The 15,940-nt window shown below is 62.9% G+C and carries 15 protein-coding genes; 10 read left to right on the top strand and 5 right to left on the bottom strand.

Translation table 11 applies throughout. The features are described from left to right. Nucleotides 1–10: 10 nt before the first annotated feature. Nucleotides 11–1,339: an omega-aminotransferase AptA gene (gene aptA, locus AC3CB8_RS23635; RefSeq protein WP_023769613.1), complete on the top strand. Its 1,329-nt coding sequence runs from the start codon at nucleotides 11–13 to the stop codon at nucleotides 1,337–1,339. Between the two features lie 98 nt (nucleotides 1,340–1,437). On the opposite strand, the gene AC3CB8_RS23630 is transcribed toward aptA, so the two are convergent. Then, nucleotides 1,438–2,076, bottom strand: a complete 639-nt coding sequence (locus AC3CB8_RS23630; protein WP_023769614.1) for a TetR/AcrR family transcriptional regulator — start codon at nucleotides 2,074–2,076, stop codon at nucleotides 1,438–1,440. Between the two features lie 121 nt (nucleotides 2,077–2,197). Between AC3CB8_RS23630 and AC3CB8_RS23625 the strand changes: the two genes are divergently transcribed. The 3 genes from AC3CB8_RS23625 (at nucleotide 2,198) to AC3CB8_RS23615 (ending at nucleotide 5,347) form a co-directional block, all read left to right on the top strand. Next, on the top strand, nucleotides 2,198–3,448 hold the full coding sequence (locus tag AC3CB8_RS23625; RefSeq protein ID WP_023792266.1) for a Zn-dependent hydrolase: 1,251 nt from the start codon (nucleotides 2,198–2,200) through the stop codon (nucleotides 3,446–3,448). A gap of 67 nt (nucleotides 3,449–3,515) precedes the next feature. After that, on the top strand, nucleotides 3,516–4,967 hold the full coding sequence (gene hydA, locus AC3CB8_RS23620; protein WP_023769616.1) for a dihydropyrimidinase: 1,452 nt from the start codon (nucleotides 3,516–3,518) through the stop codon (nucleotides 4,965–4,967). Beyond that, nucleotides 4,964–5,347, top strand: a complete 384-nt coding sequence (locus tag AC3CB8_RS23615) for a hypothetical protein (RefSeq protein WP_245273770.1) — start codon at nucleotides 4,964–4,966, stop codon at nucleotides 5,345–5,347. The genes hydA and AC3CB8_RS23615 overlap by 4 nt, the downstream gene beginning before the upstream one ends. A gap of 23 nt (nucleotides 5,348–5,370) precedes the next feature. On the opposite strand, the gene AC3CB8_RS23610 is transcribed toward AC3CB8_RS23615, so the two are convergent. Next, the gene (locus tag AC3CB8_RS23610) at nucleotides 5,371–5,775 is read right to left on the bottom strand and encodes a cupin domain-containing protein (RefSeq protein ID WP_015317160.1); all 405 of its coding nucleotides are present in this window, start codon (nucleotides 5,773–5,775) and stop codon (nucleotides 5,371–5,373) included. 130 nt (nucleotides 5,776–5,905) lie between these two features. Between AC3CB8_RS23610 and AC3CB8_RS23605 the strand changes: the two genes are divergently transcribed. The 5 genes from AC3CB8_RS23605 to AC3CB8_RS23585 all read left to right on the top strand — a co-directional run bounded on the left by AC3CB8_RS23605 (nucleotide 5,906) and on the right by AC3CB8_RS23585 (nucleotide 10,667). Next, nucleotides 5,906–6,697, top strand: coding sequence for an ABC transporter ATP-binding protein (locus AC3CB8_RS23605; RefSeq protein ID WP_023769618.1), 792 nt, complete (start codon nucleotides 5,906–5,908; stop codon nucleotides 6,695–6,697). Nucleotides 6,698–6,990: 293 nt separating this feature from the next. After that, entirely contained in the window at nucleotides 6,991–7,869 is an 879-nt protein-coding gene (locus AC3CB8_RS23600; protein WP_352563842.1) for an ABC transporter permease, read from the top strand. Beyond that, on the top strand, nucleotides 7,866–9,020 hold the full coding sequence (locus AC3CB8_RS23595) for an ABC transporter permease (RefSeq protein WP_352563843.1): 1,155 nt from the start codon (nucleotides 7,866–7,868) through the stop codon (nucleotides 9,018–9,020). Before AC3CB8_RS23600 ends, AC3CB8_RS23595 begins: the two co-directional genes overlap by 4 nt. Nucleotides 9,021–9,060: 40 nt before the next feature. Continuing rightward, nucleotides 9,061–10,032: an ABC transporter substrate-binding protein gene (locus AC3CB8_RS23590; protein WP_023769622.1), complete on the top strand. Its 972-nt coding sequence runs from the start codon at nucleotides 9,061–9,063 to the stop codon at nucleotides 10,030–10,032. Nucleotides 10,033–10,223: 191 nt separating this feature from the next. Beyond that, nucleotides 10,224–10,667: a CHRD domain-containing protein gene (locus AC3CB8_RS23585; RefSeq protein ID WP_023769623.1), complete on the top strand. Its 444-nt coding sequence runs from the start codon at nucleotides 10,224–10,226 to the stop codon at nucleotides 10,665–10,667. A gap of 64 nt (nucleotides 10,668–10,731) precedes the next feature. Here AC3CB8_RS23585 and AC3CB8_RS23580 read toward each other — a convergent pair whose 3' ends face one another. The 3 genes from AC3CB8_RS23580 to AC3CB8_RS23570 all read right to left on the bottom strand — a co-directional run bounded on the left by AC3CB8_RS23580 (nucleotide 10,732) and on the right by AC3CB8_RS23570 (nucleotide 14,585). Beyond that, nucleotides 10,732–12,381 (bottom strand): thiamine pyrophosphate-binding protein, encoded by a 1,650-nt coding sequence (locus AC3CB8_RS23580; RefSeq protein WP_352563844.1) that lies wholly within the window; start codon nucleotides 12,379–12,381, stop codon nucleotides 10,732–10,734. Continuing rightward, nucleotides 12,378–13,553 (bottom strand): CaiB/BaiF CoA transferase family protein, encoded by a 1,176-nt coding sequence (locus AC3CB8_RS23575; protein ID WP_352563845.1) that lies wholly within the window; start codon nucleotides 13,551–13,553, stop codon nucleotides 12,378–12,380. The genes AC3CB8_RS23580 and AC3CB8_RS23575 overlap by 4 nt, the downstream gene beginning before the upstream one ends. Before the next feature lie 99 nt (nucleotides 13,554–13,652). Beyond that, entirely contained in the window at nucleotides 13,653–14,585 is a 933-nt protein-coding gene (locus tag AC3CB8_RS23570; protein ID WP_352563846.1) for an alpha/beta fold hydrolase, read from the bottom strand. A gap of 185 nt (nucleotides 14,586–14,770) precedes the next feature. On the opposite strand from AC3CB8_RS23570, the gene AC3CB8_RS23565 reads away from it, so the two are divergent. Continuing rightward, nucleotides 14,771–15,778: a ribonuclease T2 family protein gene (locus AC3CB8_RS23565; RefSeq protein WP_352563847.1), complete on the top strand. Its 1,008-nt coding sequence runs from the start codon at nucleotides 14,771–14,773 to the stop codon at nucleotides 15,776–15,778. Nucleotides 15,779–15,940 lie beyond the last annotated feature (162 nt).

Raw genomic sequence — 15,940 nt, 5'->3', positions numbered from 1 at the left:
AGTCTTGGTCATGTCCAACCGGCTGAAAGTCACGCCGAACGATCTCAGCGCATTCTGGATGCCGTTCACGGCAAACCGGCAGTTCAAGCAGGCGCCGCGCATGTTCGTGTCCGCCAAGGACATGCATTACACGACCAGCGATGGCCGCAAGGTATTGGACGGCACCGCCGGCCTTTGGTGTGTCAACGCCGGCCATTGCCGACCGAAGATCACCGAGGCGATCCAGCACCAGGCCGCCGAACTCGACTATGCACCCGCCTTCCAGATGGGCCATCCGATCGTGTTCGAACTGGCGAACCGCCTGGTCGACCTCGCGCCCAAGGGCATGGACCATGTCTTCTTCACCAATTCCGGTTCGGAATCGGTCGAAACGGCGCTGAAGATGGCGATCGCCTATCATCGCGTGAAGGGGGAAGGCTCGCGCACCCGCCTCATCGGCCGCGAGCGCGGTTATCACGGCGTCAATTTCGGCGGCATCTCGGTCGGCGGCATCGTCACCAACCGCAAGATGTTCGGCACGCTGCTGGGCGGCGTCGACCACATGCCGCACACGCATCTGCCGGAGAAGAACGCCTTCTCCAAAGGCGTGCCGGAATATGGCGCGGAACTCGCCAACGAGCTGGAGCGTATCGTCGCCCTGCATGACGCCTCGACCATCGCCGCCGTCATCGTCGAGCCGGTCGCGGGTTCCACGGGCGTCATCCTGCCGCCGAAGGGCTATCTCGAGAAGCTGCGCGAAATCTGCACCAAGCACGGCATCCTGCTGATCTTCGACGAGGTCATCACCGGTTTCGGCCGTCTCGGTGCGCCGTTCGCGGCCGACTATTTCGGCGTCACGCCCGACATCATGACCACCGCCAAGGGCGTCTCCAACGGCGTCATCCCGATGGGCGCGGTGTTCGTGAAGAAGGAAATCCACGACGCCTTCATGACCGGCCCCGAGCACATGATCGAATTCTTCCACGGCTACACCTATTCGGGCAACCCGATCGCCTGCGCGGCTGCACTCGGCACGCTCGACACCTACAAGGAAGAGGGCCTGCTGACGCGCGGCGAGGAACTGGCGCCTTACTGGGAAGAGGCACTGCATTCGCTGAAGGGCGAGCCGCATGTCATCGACATCAGGAACATCGGCCTGATCGGTGCGATCGAGCTGGCGCCGATCGCCGGCAGTCCGACAAAGCGGGCCTTCTCGGCCTTCGTCAAGGCGTTCGAGCGCGGCGCGCTGATCCGCACCACCGGTGACATCATCGCACTGTCGCCGCCCCTGATCATCACCAAGGGCCAGATCAACGAACTGATCGACCATGTGCGTGAAGTGCTGCGGTCGATCGACTGAGGCCTGATGCGGCCACGCTCCCACACAGGAGAGTGGCCGCGAAGCGGCTGGTCGGCGCGGCACCGCGCCGGCCTGATCTTTGCCGCAAACGGTCGGAGTCAGGCGGGCCGCGCGCCGATCCCGGTCAGGATCACCCGCTTGATATTGTCCTTGGCTTCCCGCCATTGCCGGTCGGACAGAGGCTTGCCGCCGTTGAGTGTTTCGATCTGGTGTCCGAAATCGGCATAATGCTGTGTCGCGGCCCAAAGCATGTAGAGCAGGTGGCGTGGATCCACCGGGTCCATCTTGCCTTCCTCGATCCAGCGCCTGATGATTTCGACGCGGCCGTCGGTCCATTCGCGCAGCGTTGATTCCATATAGTCCTGAAGCACAGGCGCACCGTGCATCACTTCGGAAGCCCAGACCTTGGAGCCGTCCGGATGGCGGCGCGATATTTCCATCTTGGCGTCGATATAGGCACTGATGCCGTCGATCGGGCCGCGCGCCGCGTCGAAGCAATTGGCCGCCTGTAGCCAGATTTCAAAAATGTTCTGGACTACGGATCGGTAGAGTTCTTCCTTGGTGGCGAAATAATAGTGGAGATTTGCCTTTGGCAGACCCGCCAGATCGGCGATCAACTGCATCGTGGCGCCGCCAAACCCTGCCTCCGCGAAAACCTTTTCGGCGGCGACGAGAATGGTTTTTTCATTCTCCCGGCGGATGTCCTGTCGCCGCATGGGGCGGGTGGGTTCAGCCATGTCTTCCCCAAGATTCTAGTTGACCGGTTGGTCAGGTTGTGTAGTTTAAAAGCTGACCATACGGTCAGGCTGCAATTCACTCAAGGGGCGACAAGACTCCTGGTGTAGATGGGAACTCAAGATGGCCGCACCCGGCGAGAATCTGCGAATCAATTCAGACCGTTTGTGGGATTCGCTGATGGAGATGGCGAAGATCGGCCCCGGCATTGCCGGCGGCAACAATCGCCAGACCGTGACCGACGAGGACGGCGAGGGCCGGCATCTGTTCAAGCGCTGGTGCGATGCCGCGGGGCTCGAAACGGGCGTCGACGAGATGGGCACCATGTTTGCCCGCCGCGAAGGCACCGACCCCAGCCTGCCTCCGGTCTATGTCGGCAGCCATCTCGATACGCAGCCGACCGGCGGCAAATATGACGGCGTTCTCGGGGTTCTCGGCGGCCTGGAGATCGTGCGCTCGCTCAACGACCTCGACATCAAGACGAAACATCCGATCGTCGTCACCAACTGGACCAACGAGGAGGGCGCGCGCTTCGCGCCGGCGATGATGGCATCCGGTGTGTTCGCCGGCGTGTTAGACCAAGCCGATGTCTACGAGCACACGGACAAGAACGGCAAGAAATTCGGCGAGGAACTGGAGCGCATCGGCTGGAAGGGCACCGAGAAGGTCGGTGATCGCAAGATCCACGCCTTCTTCGAACTGCATATCGAGCAGGGCCCGATCCTCGAGGACGAAGAGATCGACATCGGTGTCGTCACCCACGGCCAGGGCCTGAAATGGCTGCAGGTGACGCTGACCGGCAAGGAGGCGCATACCGGCTCGACGCCGATGCCCAAGCGCCGCAATGCCGGGCTCGGCATGGCCCGAGTGATCGAATTGGTCCACGAGATCGCCATGGACTACCAGCCCGACGCTGTCGGCGCGGTCGGCCACATGGAAGTCTACCCGAACTCGCGCAACATCATCGCCGGCCGCACCGTTTTTACCATCGACATACGCTCGCCGGAGAAGGAAGTGCTCGACGCCATGGATGGCCGCATCCGCGAAGGCATCGACACGATCTGCGATGCGCTCGACATCCAGTACAAGATCGAGCAGGTAGGCGCTTTCGATCCGGTCACCTTCGACAAGGGCTGTGTCAAGGCAATCCGCGATGCGGCCGAGCGGCTCGGCTACACGCACCGCAACATCGTCTCGGGTGCCGGGCACGACGCCTGCTGGATCAACCGCGTCGCGCCGACCGCCATGGTGATGTGCCCATGCGTGGATGGGTTGAGCCACAATGAGGCCGAGGAAATCACCAAGGAATGGGCCGCGGCCGGCGCCGACGTTCTGTTTCATGCCGTGGTGGAGACGGCCGTCATCGTGGAGTGAACTTAGAGATTTACGTTCAAACGCCGCTCACCAAGAAGCGGGAAGAGAAGAACAAGGGAACAGCAAAATGACCAAAGTCATCAAGAACGGCACCGTCGTCACCGCCGACCGAACCTGGAAGGCGGACGTGCTGATGCAGCACGGCAAGATCGTCGCCATCGGCTCGGACCTGCATGGCGACCATGAGTATGACGCCACCGGCTGCTTTGTCATGCCGGGCGGCATCGACCCGCATACCCATCTCGAAATGCCGTTCATGGGCACCTATTCGGCCGATGATTTCGAATCCGGCACTCGTGCGGCCTTAGCCGGCGGCACCACCATGGTGGTCGATTTCTGCCTGCCGGCGCCGCAGCAATCGCTGCTCGAAGCATTGCGGATGTGGGACAACAAGACCTCGAGGGCGTCCTGCGATTATTCGTTCCACATGGCGATCACCTGGTGGGGCAAGCAGGTGTTCGACGAGATGGCCACCGTGGTCGACAAGGGCATCACCTCGTTCAAGCACTTCATGGCCTACAAGGGCGCGCTGATGGTCGACGACGACGAGATGTACGCGTCGTTCCAGCGCTGCGCCGACCTCGGCGCGCTGCCGCTGGTGCATGCCGAGAATGGCGACGTGGTCGCGGCCCTGTCGCAGAAGCTGCTTGCCGCCGGCAATAACGGTCCCGAAGGACATGCCTATTCGCGTCCGCCGGAAGTGGAAGGCGAGGCGACCAACCGCGCCATCATGATCGCCGACATGGCGGGCGTGCCGCTCTATGTCGTGCATGTCTCCTGCGAACAGAGCCACGAGGCGATCCGCCGGGCACGCCAGAAAGGCATGCGGGTGTTCGGCGAGCCGCTGATCCAACACCTGACGCTGGACGAGAGCGAGTATTTCGACAAGGACTGGGACCATGCGGCGCGCCGCGTGATGAGCCCGCCCTTCCGCAACAAGCTGCATCAAGATTCGTTGTGGGCCGGCCTGCAGGCCGGTTCGCTGCAGGTGGTGGCGACCGACCATTGCGCCTTCACCACCGACCAGAAGCGCTTCGGCGTCGGCAATTTCACCAAGATCCCCAACGGCACGGGTGGCCTCGAGGACCGGTTGCCGGTGCTGTGGACCAGGGGCGTCAATACCGGCCGGCTGACGATGAACGAGTTTGTCGCCGTGACCTCGACCAACATCGCCAAGATCCTCAACATGTATCCGAAGAAGGGCGCGATCGTCGAAGGCGCGGATGCCGACATCATCGTCTGGGACCCCCAACGCAAGAAGAAGATTTCCGCCAAGAAGCAGCAGTCCGTCATAGACTACAACGTCTTCGAAGGGGTCGAAGTGACCGGCCTGCCGCGCTTCGTGTTCTCGCGCGGCGAGTTGTCGGTCGAGGAGGCAGAGGTCAAGGCGAAGCCTGGCCATGGTGAGTTCGTCGGCCGCGAACCGAACGCGGCCGTCAACCGGGCGCTGTCGACCTGGAAGGAAATCACCGCGCCGCGCAAGGTGGAGCGGTCAGGCATTCCGGCGACGGGGGTGTGACGGTGAGGTGCGCGGGGCTCTATCTCACCGCCGTTGTTGTTCTGGCAGCCGGCTCCGCCGTGGCGGCCGGCATCGACCTGTCCAAGCCCTATGGCAACAAGTCCGGCTGCATCAACAAGAACGGCCAGCAGGTCTATGCCGAAGACATGCTGCTGCTGACCGACACCGATTTTATTACCGCGACCAGTGCCTGCACTTTCACGGGCAAACACGGTGAGGCCGATGGTTCGCTGACGGTCAAGGCAGAGTGCGAAGCGGAAGGCGAGGAGGGAAAGTCGCCCGCCACCTTCACGATCAAGCACAGCGCCAAGAATGCCAAGAAATTGGTGATCGCCGACGAGGACGGCAGCGTCATGGGCGAAGTTGCCCGGTGCCGATGAGGGCGGAAGGCTTTCCGTCAGCCTTAGGCGACGAGCGCGTCCAACTCCGGCAGCAGGACGACGCTTTCCTGTTCGTTGGGATCGGTGCGGGCGATGACGGCCGAGGACGGGGCATTGCTCAGATTGGCCGGCAAATGCGGCACGCCTGCGGGAATGTAGAAGAGGTCGCCGGCCTTGACGACGATGTGATGCTCCAGCCGGTCGCCATACCAGGTATGGACCTCGCCGGAGAGCACGTAGATCGCCGTTTCATGGTTCTCGTGCAGATGCGCCTTGGCGCGGGCACCGGGCGGCATCGTGAGCACGTGCATGCAGATGCCGGAGGAGCCGACCGATTCGGTGGCGATGCCGGCGAAATAGGTCAGGCCCTGCTTGCCTTCATAAGTGCTTTCAGGGCGGATAAGATGACAAGTGGGTTTAGGCGACATCGGGGAAACTCCGGGCGTCGATCGAGTGGGACAAACTCAGCAGGACTGGGGCCAATGGGACGGGTCGAGTGGAAAACAACATCACGATAAAAGCAATCGCTTTCGTGCGGCGGAAGGCAGGCAGCAACCGATGACGGGACCTTCGCCAGCCGTCGTTTCGGCAAGCAAACTGGACCTCACCTTCCAGACCAATGACGGGCCGGTACAGGCGCTGTCCAATGTCGACCTGACCATCGGCAAGGGTGAGTTCGTCTCCTTCATCGGGCCTTCAGGTTGCGGCAAGACCACTTTGCTGCGCGTCATCGCCGATCTGGAAAAGCCCACTTCGGGGACGATCTCGGTCAATGGCATGACGCCGGAACAGGCTCGCGAGCGACGTGCCTACGGCTATGTGTTCCAGGCCGCCGCCCTGTTTCCCTGGCGCACCATCGAGCGCAATGTCGGGCTGCCGCTGGAAATCATGGGCCTGTCCAAGACCGAGCAGGCGGAGCGGATCAAGCGCACGCTCGACCTCGTGAACCTCAGCGGCTTCGAGAAGAAATACCCCTGGCAGCTTTCCGGCGGCATGCAGCAGCGCGCCTCGATCGCGCGTGCGCTGGCCTTCGATGCCGACCTGTTGCTGATGGACGAGCCGTTCGGCGCGCTGGACGAGATCGTGCGCGACCACCTCAACGAGCAATTGCTGCAACTGTGGGGACGGACGAACAAGACCATCTGCTTCGTTACCCACTCCATTCCGGAAGCCGTCTACCTGTCGACGCGCATCGTCGTCATGTCGCCGCGCCCGGGCCGGGTCAGCGACATCATCGAATCGACGCTGCCGAGAGAGCGGCCGCTCGACATCCGCGAGACGCCGGAGTTTCTGGCGATCGCCGCGCGGGTGCGGGATGGGTTGAGGGCAGGGCATAGTTATGATGATTGAGGCGGGTGACAAGCGAGCGGCGTACCGCGCCTTCGTCATCCTAGGGCGGAGCAGGCGTGTAGCAGCCTGCGCAGACCCTACCATCCATGCCGCGACATTGGCCGAGGGGCGTAAGCAGCTGAGAATACCCGCCCAACAGAGTGGAGCGCAAGGAGCCGTATTCCGCACCGCTGCGGAGCAGAAATGTAACGGCATGGAGCCGAGGGTCCGCGCCGCGTCGCTTCGCTCCTTGCTCCGCCCTAGGATCACGAAGGCGCATGTGACGAAGGCGCGTGTTCCGCGAGACTTCGCCCATGGATAGCTTCCGCTCCAAGATCATCCCCGTAACCTCCATCCTTCTGGGCGTGGTCGTGCTCTGGTACATCTTCGCCGTTATCCTCAACGCGCCGTTCCAGCGCGATCTCGACCGGCGTGCCAACGAAACCTCCACGTTCGGCGAACTCATAGGCAAGACGCTGTCGCAGCCCAAGCCGACGCTGCCGGCGCCGCATCAGGTGGCGGTGAATTTCTTCGAGAACACTTTTCTGCGGCCCATCAACTCGAACCGCAGTCTCGTCTACAACGCCTGGGTGACGCTGTCCTCGACGCTGCTCGGCTTCGCCTTCGGCACCGCGCTCGGCATCGTCATCGCCGTCGGCATCGTCCATGTGGCGACGCTCGACCGCAGCCTGATGCCGTGGATTATCGCCTCGCAGACGATTCCCATCCTGGCGGTGGCGCCGATGATCATCGTCGTTCTGGCGGCGATCGGCATTACCGGACTGATCCCGAAGGCGATGATTTCGACCTATCTGTCTTTCTTCCCGGTGACGGTCGGCATGGTGAAGGGCCTGCGCTCGCCCGAGATCATGCATCTCGACCTGATGCACACCTACAACGCCAGCAACGCGCAGACCTTCTGGAAAGTGCGTGTGCCGGCCTCGGTGCCGTTCCTGTTCACCTCGATGAAAGTGGCTGTAGCGGCAAGCCTCGTCGGCGCTATCGTTGGCGAACTGCCGACGGGTGCGGTCGCCGGCATAGGCGCCAAGCTGTTGGCCGGCGCCTATTACAGCCAGTCCATCGACATCTGGTCGGCGCTGGTCGCCGGCTCCATCGTGGCGGCACTGCTGGTGATGGTGGTCGGCATCGCCGGCCGCATCGTCGACCGCGCCATGGGCGGGAGGTCAGCATGAATTGGCTGAAACCTTCCTGGCAGGCCGTACTGGCAATCGTGCTGTGCCTGATCGCGATTGCGCTCGGCGCCATGTCGAAGCCGGAAGCGGCAGCGCTTGCCGATCCGACGGCCAGTATCGGCTACCCCTATCTCGGAATGAAGGGCTTGATGCTTGGCATGGCCGTGCTGGCGGCGCTGATCTCCATGGTCAGGATTGCGCCCCTGGCGGAGGCCGTGGTGCTCTTCATGGGCGCCCATCTGGTCGCCTGGCTGCTGATATCGGGCATTGCGGGTTTCGAAGGGACGGCGCTGACGCCGTATTTCCTTCTGCTCACGGCTGCCTGGCTGCTTGGCTGGCGTTGTGTGGCGGTGCTTTCGGGATTGCGGCCGAAGGCAGGATGGGTCCGGACCGCACTGCGTCTGGTCATCCCGGCTATCTTCGGCGCCTGGATCCTGATCATCTGGGAAGCCGTCACACGCGGCGCCGGCATTCCTTTCATCCTGCTGCCGCCGCCGAGCGCCATCGGCGCGCGCATCGTCAGTTCGCTGCCGGTGCTCGGCGCCGATGTCCGGCAAACCATCTTCAAGGCGGTGCTCTTCGGCTATGTGGTGGGCAGCGGCGCTGGCTTCATCACCGCTGTTCTCGCCGACCGTGTACCGTTTCTGCGGCGTGGACTTCTGCCGATCGGCAATATGGTCTCGGCGCTGCCGATCATCGGCGTGGCGCCGATCATGGTCATGTGGTTCGGCTTCGACTGGCAGTCCAAGGCGGCGGTGGTGATCATCATGACCTTCTTCCCGATGCTGGTGAATACGGTCGCCGGGCTCGCTGCGTCCGGCCATATGGAGCGCGACCTGATGCGCACCTATGCGTCGGGCTACTGGCCGACGCTCGTCAAGCTCAGGCTGCCGGCCGCCGCTCCCTTCATCTTCAACGCGCTGAAGATCAATTCGACGCTGGCGCTGATCGGCGCCATCGTCGCCGAGTTCTTCGGCACGCCCGTCGTCGGCATGGGATTCCGCATTTCTACCGAGGTCGGGCGGATGAACATCGACATGGTCTGGGCCGAAATCGCAGTTGCAGCACTTGCAGGTTCGGTCTTTTATGGCGTGGTCGCCCTTGTCGAAAGGGCCGTCACGTTTTGGCATCCCTCTGTCCGTGGTGGATAGGGGCGGTGGGTTCAGGGCACTAACTCCAGAGGGTAAAAAAATGAAAAGACTTATTATTCCAGTTCTGGCCGGCGCGATGTCGCTGGCCGCGTTCCAGGCAATGGCCGCCGATAAGGTGACCTTGCAACTGAAATGGGTCACGCAGGCGCAGTTTGCCGGCTACTATGTCGCCAAGGCCAAGGGTTTCTATGAAGCCGAAGGCCTAGACGTCGACATCAAGCCGGGCGGTCCCGACATCGCCCCCGAGCAGGTGATCGCCGGCGGCGGTGCCGACGTCATCGTCGACTGGATGGGCGGCGCGCTCGCCGCGCGCGAAAAGGGCGTGCCGCTGGTCAACATCGCCCAGCCGTTCAAGAAGGCCGGCATGGAGCTGGTCTGCCCGAAGGATGGCCCGATCAAGACCGAAGCCGACTTCAAGGGTCATACACTCGGCGTCTGGTTCTTCGGCAACGAATATCCATTCTACGCGTGGATGAACAAGCTTGGCCTCAAGACGGAGGGCGGTCCCGATGGCGTCACCGTGCTGAAGCAGAGCTTTGACGTGCAGCCGCTGATCCAGAAGCAGGCAGATTGCATCTCGGTGATGACCTACAATGAGTACTGGCAGCTGATCGACGCCGGCTACAAACCCGAACAGCTGACCGTTTTCAACTACTCGGCCATGGGCAACGACCTGCTCGAGGACGGCCTCTATGCCTCGGAAGACAAGCTCAAGGATCCGGCCTTCGAGGACAAGATGGTGCGTTTCGTGCGCGCCTCGATGAAGGGCTGGAAATACGCGATCGACAACAATGACGAAGCCGCAAGCATCGTGATGGACGGCGGCGGCCAGGACGAGAACCACCAAAAGCGGATGATGAGCGAAGTCGCCAAGCTGATCGACAATGCCGACGGCAAGCTCGACCCGGCGACCTACGAACGAACCGCCAAGGCGCTGCTCGACCAGAAGATCATCACCAAGGAGCCGAAAGGCGCCTATACCACCGCCATCACCGACAAGGCGGTCAAGTAGTCCTCGCAGGCGCGATCAACAGCGCGTGAGACCGGGTCTGACGATCAAAAAGGGGCGGGCGACCGCCCCTTTTTCATGCGCTCCAATCACAAAACCGTGTGCGGGGATACATTGCGCCGTCCAGCCGTTGCATTGAAGCATGCGCGCGTCGGGGAGCCGCGACGCACGCTCTATCCAATTGGAGGTTCTTCATGCGCGCTTACTCCTTCCTGCCGGCGCTATCGGCGCTCGCCATTTCCACCGCTTTCCTGTTCGCATCACCAGCCATGGCCGAGATGGTAAAATACAAGGCGACCCTCGATGGCGGCCAGCAGAGCCCAGCCGTTACCACCAAGGGCAAGGGGACGGCCACTCTCACCTTCGACACCACCAAGAAGAAGCTCAGCTGGAACGTGAAGTATTCCGGCCTCAGCGGCCCGGCGACAGCGGCGCATATTCACGGCCCGGCGGCGGCGGGCGAGAACGCGCCTCCGGTGATCCCGTTCAAAGGCAAGCTCAAGAGCCCGATCAAGGGGTCGGCGACGCTGACGGATGCGCAGGCCGCGGACCTGGAGGCCGGCAAGTATTACGTCAATGTGCACACGGCGGCCAATAAGGACGGCGAGATTCGCGGCCAGATCGAAAAGGCGATGTAGAGCCCGAAGCGCGGCTAACATCTGACGGCCTGCGGGACAGCGCCCCCCTCTGTCCTGCCGGTCCTTAAGCCTTGTCGCGTATCTGCGTCATCGTCCGGGTCGGGGTGATCGCCTCGGGATCGAGCCTGATCTCGACGATCGCCGGCTTGCCGCTGGTTCGCGCGCGCTCGAAGGCAGGCGCGAAATCGGCTGTCTTCTCCACCGTCTCGCCATGGCCGCCATAGGCGCGGGCAAGTGCTGCAAAATCAGGGTTCTTCAGATCGGTGCCGACGACGCGGCCGGGATAGTCGCGTTCCTGGTGCATGCGGATGGTGCCGTAAATACCGTTGTTGACGACGATGACGACGATCGGCAGGTCGTACTGCACAGCGGTGGCGAATTCCTGGCCGTTCATCAGGAAGCAGCCGTCGCCGGCGAAGGCGACTACCGTGCGCTCCGGATACAGCGCCTTGGCGGCGACCGCCGCCGGCGTACCGTAGCCCATCGAGCCCGACGTCGGCGCTCCTTGCGTGGCGAAGCGGCGGAAGCGATGGAAGCGGTGTACCCAAGTTGCGTAATTTCCGGCGCCATTGGTCAGGATTGCGTCGTCGGGCAGTACCTTTTCCAGATAATCCATGATTGGACCCATCCGCACCGCGCCGGGGCCGGTCTGTGGCGGCGTCGACCATTCGAGATATGAGGCATGGTGCCTGGGCGTCTCGGCCGCCCATGATGGCGTTCCGGCCGGCATGCGCCTGGTGAAAGCCTCGACGAAAGCCGCTGGCGACGCATTGATGGCCAGGGTCGGACGGTAGACCCGGCCGAGTTCGCCGGCATCGGCATGGACGTGCACCAGGGCCTGGTCAGGATAGGGGCTCTTCAGCAGCGTGTAGTCGGAAGAGGGCATCTCGCCCATGCGCCCGCCGATCAAGAGAACGACGTCCGCCTGCTTGATAGTCGTTGCCAGCTTCGGATTGATGCCGATGCCGACATCGCCGGCATAGTTTGAATGAAGATGGTCGAACAGCATCTGGCGGCGGAAGGAACAGCCGACAGGAAGCGACCAGGCCTCGGCAATCTCATGCATCCGCGCGACCGCGTCCGCGTTCCAGCGCGTGCCGCCAAGGATGACGAAGGGACGCTTCGCGCCGGCAAGCAGCATTTCCAGTGCGTCGAGTTCGGCTTCGCCGGGATAGGTTTCTACCGGCGTGTGCGGAAGTGCTTCCGGCGCGTCGACGACGCTGGTCAGCATATCCTCGGGCAGCGATATGACGACCGGGCCGGGGCGGCCCGACGTCGCCACGGCAAAGGCGCGCGTGACGAATTCGGGGATGCGCGAGGCGTCGTCGATCTCGACCACCCATTTGGCGATGTCGCCGAAGAACCTGACGTAGTCCACTTCCTGGAACGCCTCGCGCTCCTTGGCGTGGCTGGCGACCTGGCCGATGAACAGGATGAGGGGAACCGAATCCTGCATGGCGATGTGGATGCCGGCCGAAGCGTTGGTGGCGCCGGGTCCGCGGGTGACGAAGCAGATGCCGGGCTTGCCGGTCAGCCGCCCCTGGCAGTCGGCCATCATGGCGGCGCCGCCTTCCTGGCGGCAGACGATGGTGCGGATCGAGGAATCATGCAGCGCGTCAAGCACCGCAAGGTAGGATTCGCCCGGCACGCAGAACATTCGGTCGGTGCCATTGGCTTCGAGGGCGTCGACGATCAATTGTCCACCGGTCTTCATTTCCCAGACTTCTCCAGTTCGGCAAGGATTTCGTCAGTGTGCTCGCCAAGGCGCGGCGAGGGGCGTTCATAAGTAAGCGGCGTCCCCGACATCACCATCGGGGCGCGCACCGACGGCAGGCGGTTGCCATGGCCGTCGTCGAGGTCGAGCCGCATGCCGCGGGCAATGGTCTGCGGGTCGTCGAACATCTGGCCGATCGTGTTGATCGGGCTCGCCGGCACGCTGGCGGCTTCGAGCTTTGCCAGCAGCGGATCGCGATCAAAAATCTTCAGCGCCTCGATGATGCGTGCGCGAAGTTCCACGCGATTGGCGACGCGGGCCGGATTGGTGGTGAAATCGGGATTGGCCGGCAAATCGCCCAGCCCGACCGCGGCGCAGAATTTGGCGAACTGGCCGTCATTGCCGACGGCCAGGATGATGTGGCCGTCCCTGACTGGGAGCACTTCGTAAGGGGCGATGTTCATATGGGCATTGCCCATCTGCACCGGCGACTTGCCGGAGACGAGATAATTGAGGTTCTGGTTGCCGAGCGCCGAGATCTGCGTGTCGAACAGCGCCATGTCGATGTGCTGGCCTTCGCCGGTCTGTTCGGCATGGCGAAGTGCTGCCTGGATGGCGATGACCGAATAGAGGCCGGTGAAGATATCCGAGATGGCGACGCCGGCTTTCTGCGGCTCGCGGCCGGGCTCGCCGGTGATCGACATCATGCCGGCCATGGCCTGGATGATGAAATCGTAGCCCGCGCGAGGCGCATAAGGCCCATCCTGACCGAAACCGGTGATCGAGCAGTAGACGAGGCGAGGGTTGATTTCCTTCAGACTGCCATGGTCGAGCCCATATTTCTTCAGGCCGCCGAGTTTGAAGTTCTCGATCAGCACATCCGCCGTCGCGACCAGCCGGCGCACCGTCTCGGCGCCTTCCGGCGTCGAGAAGTCGATGGCGATGGAGCGCTTGCCGCGATTGCAGGAATGGTAATAGGCGGCCGACAGGTTCTCGCCGTCATGGCTCACGACGAAGGGCGGACCCCATTTGCGGGTGTCGTCGCCGCCGTCGGGGCTCTCGACCTTGATGACATCGGCGCCGAGATCGGCAAGCAACTGCCCGGCCCAGGGTCCGGCCAGAATGCGGGCGAGTTCGACGACGCGGACGCCTTTCAGCGGGGGTTCGGCCATAAATCACCGTGGTTGCTGCAATCATCCCGATCGCTGCGAAAGCAGAGCCTCTATCAAGCCCGGCAGCGGCTGTCACGGTTCTTGCTATGGGCCAAACCGTCAGGCTTTCAGGACAGCGTCCGCCCAGTTGGAGAAATCGTCCATGACGGTATCCCGGTTCACCTCGTTCAGGCTCTCGTGGCGGGTGCCGGCGTAGACCTTCGAAACCAGATTCGAAAAGCCCATCCCGCGCATGCGGTTCGCGAGATGGGTGATGCCCTTGCCGTAGTCCGAGGCAGGGTCTTTCTCGCCGCCAACGATGGCGACGGGAAGGCCGCGCCGGATGCCGGCAAAGCCTGCATCCTTGCCGCCGTTCAGCGCCATTGCGACCACATCGCGCCACATCGATATAGTGGGATTCCAGCCGCAGAGCGGATCGGCAATGTACTTCGCGACCTCCGCCTCGTCGCACGAAAGCCAGTCGAACAAGGTGCGATGGTCGGGGACCGCCTTGCCCCAGGCTTGGAAGGTGAGTTTCGGCAGCAGGCGCGACGGGACATCGGAGCCCAGCCGCATTCGCTCCCAGGCCAGGATGCCGAGCGCCACCTGGCCGAGCGGGCCTTGCGAGAAATTGCCGTTCCAGATGGCGGCGGCATGGATCCGATTCGAGTGCCGGAACAAGTAGTTCAGCGCCACGGACGCGCCCATCGAGTGGCCGAAAAGGATCACCGGCAGGTCAGGCTGCTCGCGGGCGATAAGATCGTGCACGGCATCGACATCGGCGATCACCTTGGGCGGTCCGTCCTTGTCGGCGAATCTGCCGAGCGGCGCGTCGGGCGCCCTGGTCGCCCCATGGCCACGGTGGTCATGGACATAGACATGGAAGCCCCGGGTGGCCAGGAAACCGGCGAAGCGGTCGTACCGCGCGGCATGTTCGGCCAGGCCATGATTTATCTGGACCACCGCACGCGGAGAGCTGTCGGCCTGCCGGATCAACAGATTGAGATCGGCCCCGGTCGGCGAGCGGACCACGCGCTGCTGGCTGAATGGCATGCCGGCTGGCCTCCCCCTGGTTTCGCCCTTGCAATGTCCAACGTGTGCGCCGGCGCCAGATTTGCGTCAATCGGGCCTGCCGGCTTTTCCGCGACGATCTTTCTTGCCACGGGCCCGCAAAATATCGCAATTCTGACATGGAGACAGCTTCAGTCTGTCGCCCACTTTCTAGCAGGGGATTCTCCATGCGCATTGCTGTTGTTTTCGGATTGGCCTTGCTGGCGGGCTCGCTGGCAGGCGCGGCGCATGCCGACGTCAAGATGAGCGGCACCTTCGTGGCCGACGCTGCCTGTCCCGCGACGCAGGCGATCAAGAACGGCAAGAATCCCGGCAATGTCTCGACCGATGCGGGCAAGACCTATCAATTGCTGGCCGGCAACAAGGATGCTCCGACCCACTACCTCATCCTGGTGCCGGGCGCCGATCCCGAGCGCCGTTGGGTGAAGGTCAGCTGCGGCCATCTCTCGGGCAGCAGTGCGGTAACCGCGCCGGCGGCACCCGGCGGGCAAGGCAAGCCGGCGGCCTCGGGAAAACCCGAATATGTCTTCGCGCTGAGCTGGCAGCCGGCCTTCTGCGAGACCAAGTCGAACAAGACCGAATGCAAGGCGCAAAACCCTGGTGAATTCGATGCCACCAATTTCACGCTGCACGGTCTGTGGCCGCAGCCGAACGGCAATTTCTATTGCCAGGCTTCGGCCAGCGACAAGGCCAATGACAATCCGGCTCACTGGCAGGACCTGCCACCAGTCAACCTCGATGCCGGGACCCGCGCCGAGCTCGACAAGGTGATGCCGGGCACCGCCTCGAAGCTGGAACGGCATGAATGGATCAAGCACGGCACCTGCTACGGCAAAAGCCAGCAGGAGTATTTTTCCGACGCCCTTCATCTGATGCGTGAGGTCAACAGCTCGCCTGTCCGCGACCTTTTCGCCAAAAATATCGGCGGCAAGCTGACCGCGGACCAGATCCGCAGCGCCTTCGACCAGGCCTTCGGCGCGGGAGCAGGGGACCGGGTGCGTGTGTCCTGCCTTATTGATCCGTCGAGCGGCCGGCGGCTGATCGGCGAACTGACGCTTGGCCTTGCCGGCCCGATCGGTCCGAATAGTTCGCTCAAGGATCTGCTGCTGGCCTCAGTGCCGACGAACAAGGCCGGTTGCCCGACCGGCACGGTCGACGCGATCGGGTTCCAGTAACGCACGGGCACGTATTTAGGCAGCTAGGTTCGCAGGGCGGTTCATTCAGCGGGGGGTGCAATGAGTGGCATAACGAGTAGCGCGCTGGCGCGGCTGGCTTTCTGGGCCAAGGGCATGGTTTCGATCAACGATGCTCGCATGGAATGGCCGGGGTTTTCCTAT

The sequence above is a fragment of the Mesorhizobium sp. P160927 genome, assembly GCF_057766385.1.
This window is presented reverse-complemented; position numbering and strand designations above follow the sequence as displayed.

Bases quoted from the DNA above. Each gene is read 5' to 3' on its own strand.
- aptA (WP_023769613.1), top strand. From the start codon at position 11: ATGTCCAACCGGCTGAAAGTCACGCCGAACGATCTCAGCGCATTCTGG.
- AC3CB8_RS23630 (WP_023769614.1), bottom strand. From the start codon at position 2,076: ATGGCTGAACCCACCCGCCCCATGCGGCGACAGGACATCCGCCGGGAG.
- AC3CB8_RS23625 (WP_023792266.1), top strand. From the start codon at position 2,198: ATGGCCGCACCCGGCGAGAATCTGCGAATCAATTCAGACCGTTTGTGG.
- hydA (WP_023769616.1), top strand. From the start codon at position 3,516: ATGACCAAAGTCATCAAGAACGGCACCGTCGTCACCGCCGACCGAACC.
- AC3CB8_RS23610 (WP_015317160.1), bottom strand. From the start codon at position 5,775: ATGTCGCCTAAACCCACTTGTCATCTTATCCGCCCTGAAAGCACTTAT.
- AC3CB8_RS23605 (WP_023769618.1), top strand. From the start codon at position 5,906: ATGACGGGACCTTCGCCAGCCGTCGTTTCGGCAAGCAAACTGGACCTC.
- AC3CB8_RS23600 (WP_352563842.1), top strand. From the start codon at position 6,991: ATGGATAGCTTCCGCTCCAAGATCATCCCCGTAACCTCCATCCTTCTG.
- AC3CB8_RS23595 (WP_352563843.1), top strand. From the start codon at position 7,866: ATGAATTGGCTGAAACCTTCCTGGCAGGCCGTACTGGCAATCGTGCTG.
- AC3CB8_RS23590 (WP_023769622.1), top strand. From the start codon at position 9,061: ATGAAAAGACTTATTATTCCAGTTCTGGCCGGCGCGATGTCGCTGGCC.
- AC3CB8_RS23585 (WP_023769623.1), top strand. From the start codon at position 10,224: ATGCGCGCTTACTCCTTCCTGCCGGCGCTATCGGCGCTCGCCATTTCC.
- AC3CB8_RS23580 (WP_352563844.1), bottom strand. From the start codon at position 12,381: ATGAAGACCGGTGGACAATTGATCGTCGACGCCCTCGAAGCCAATGGC.
- AC3CB8_RS23575 (WP_352563845.1), bottom strand. From the start codon at position 13,553: ATGGCCGAACCCCCGCTGAAAGGCGTCCGCGTCGTCGAACTCGCCCGC.
- AC3CB8_RS23570 (WP_352563846.1), bottom strand. From the start codon at position 14,585: ATGCCATTCAGCCAGCAGCGCGTGGTCCGCTCGCCGACCGGGGCCGAT.
- AC3CB8_RS23565 (WP_352563847.1), top strand. From the start codon at position 14,771: ATGCGCATTGCTGTTGTTTTCGGATTGGCCTTGCTGGCGGGCTCGCTG.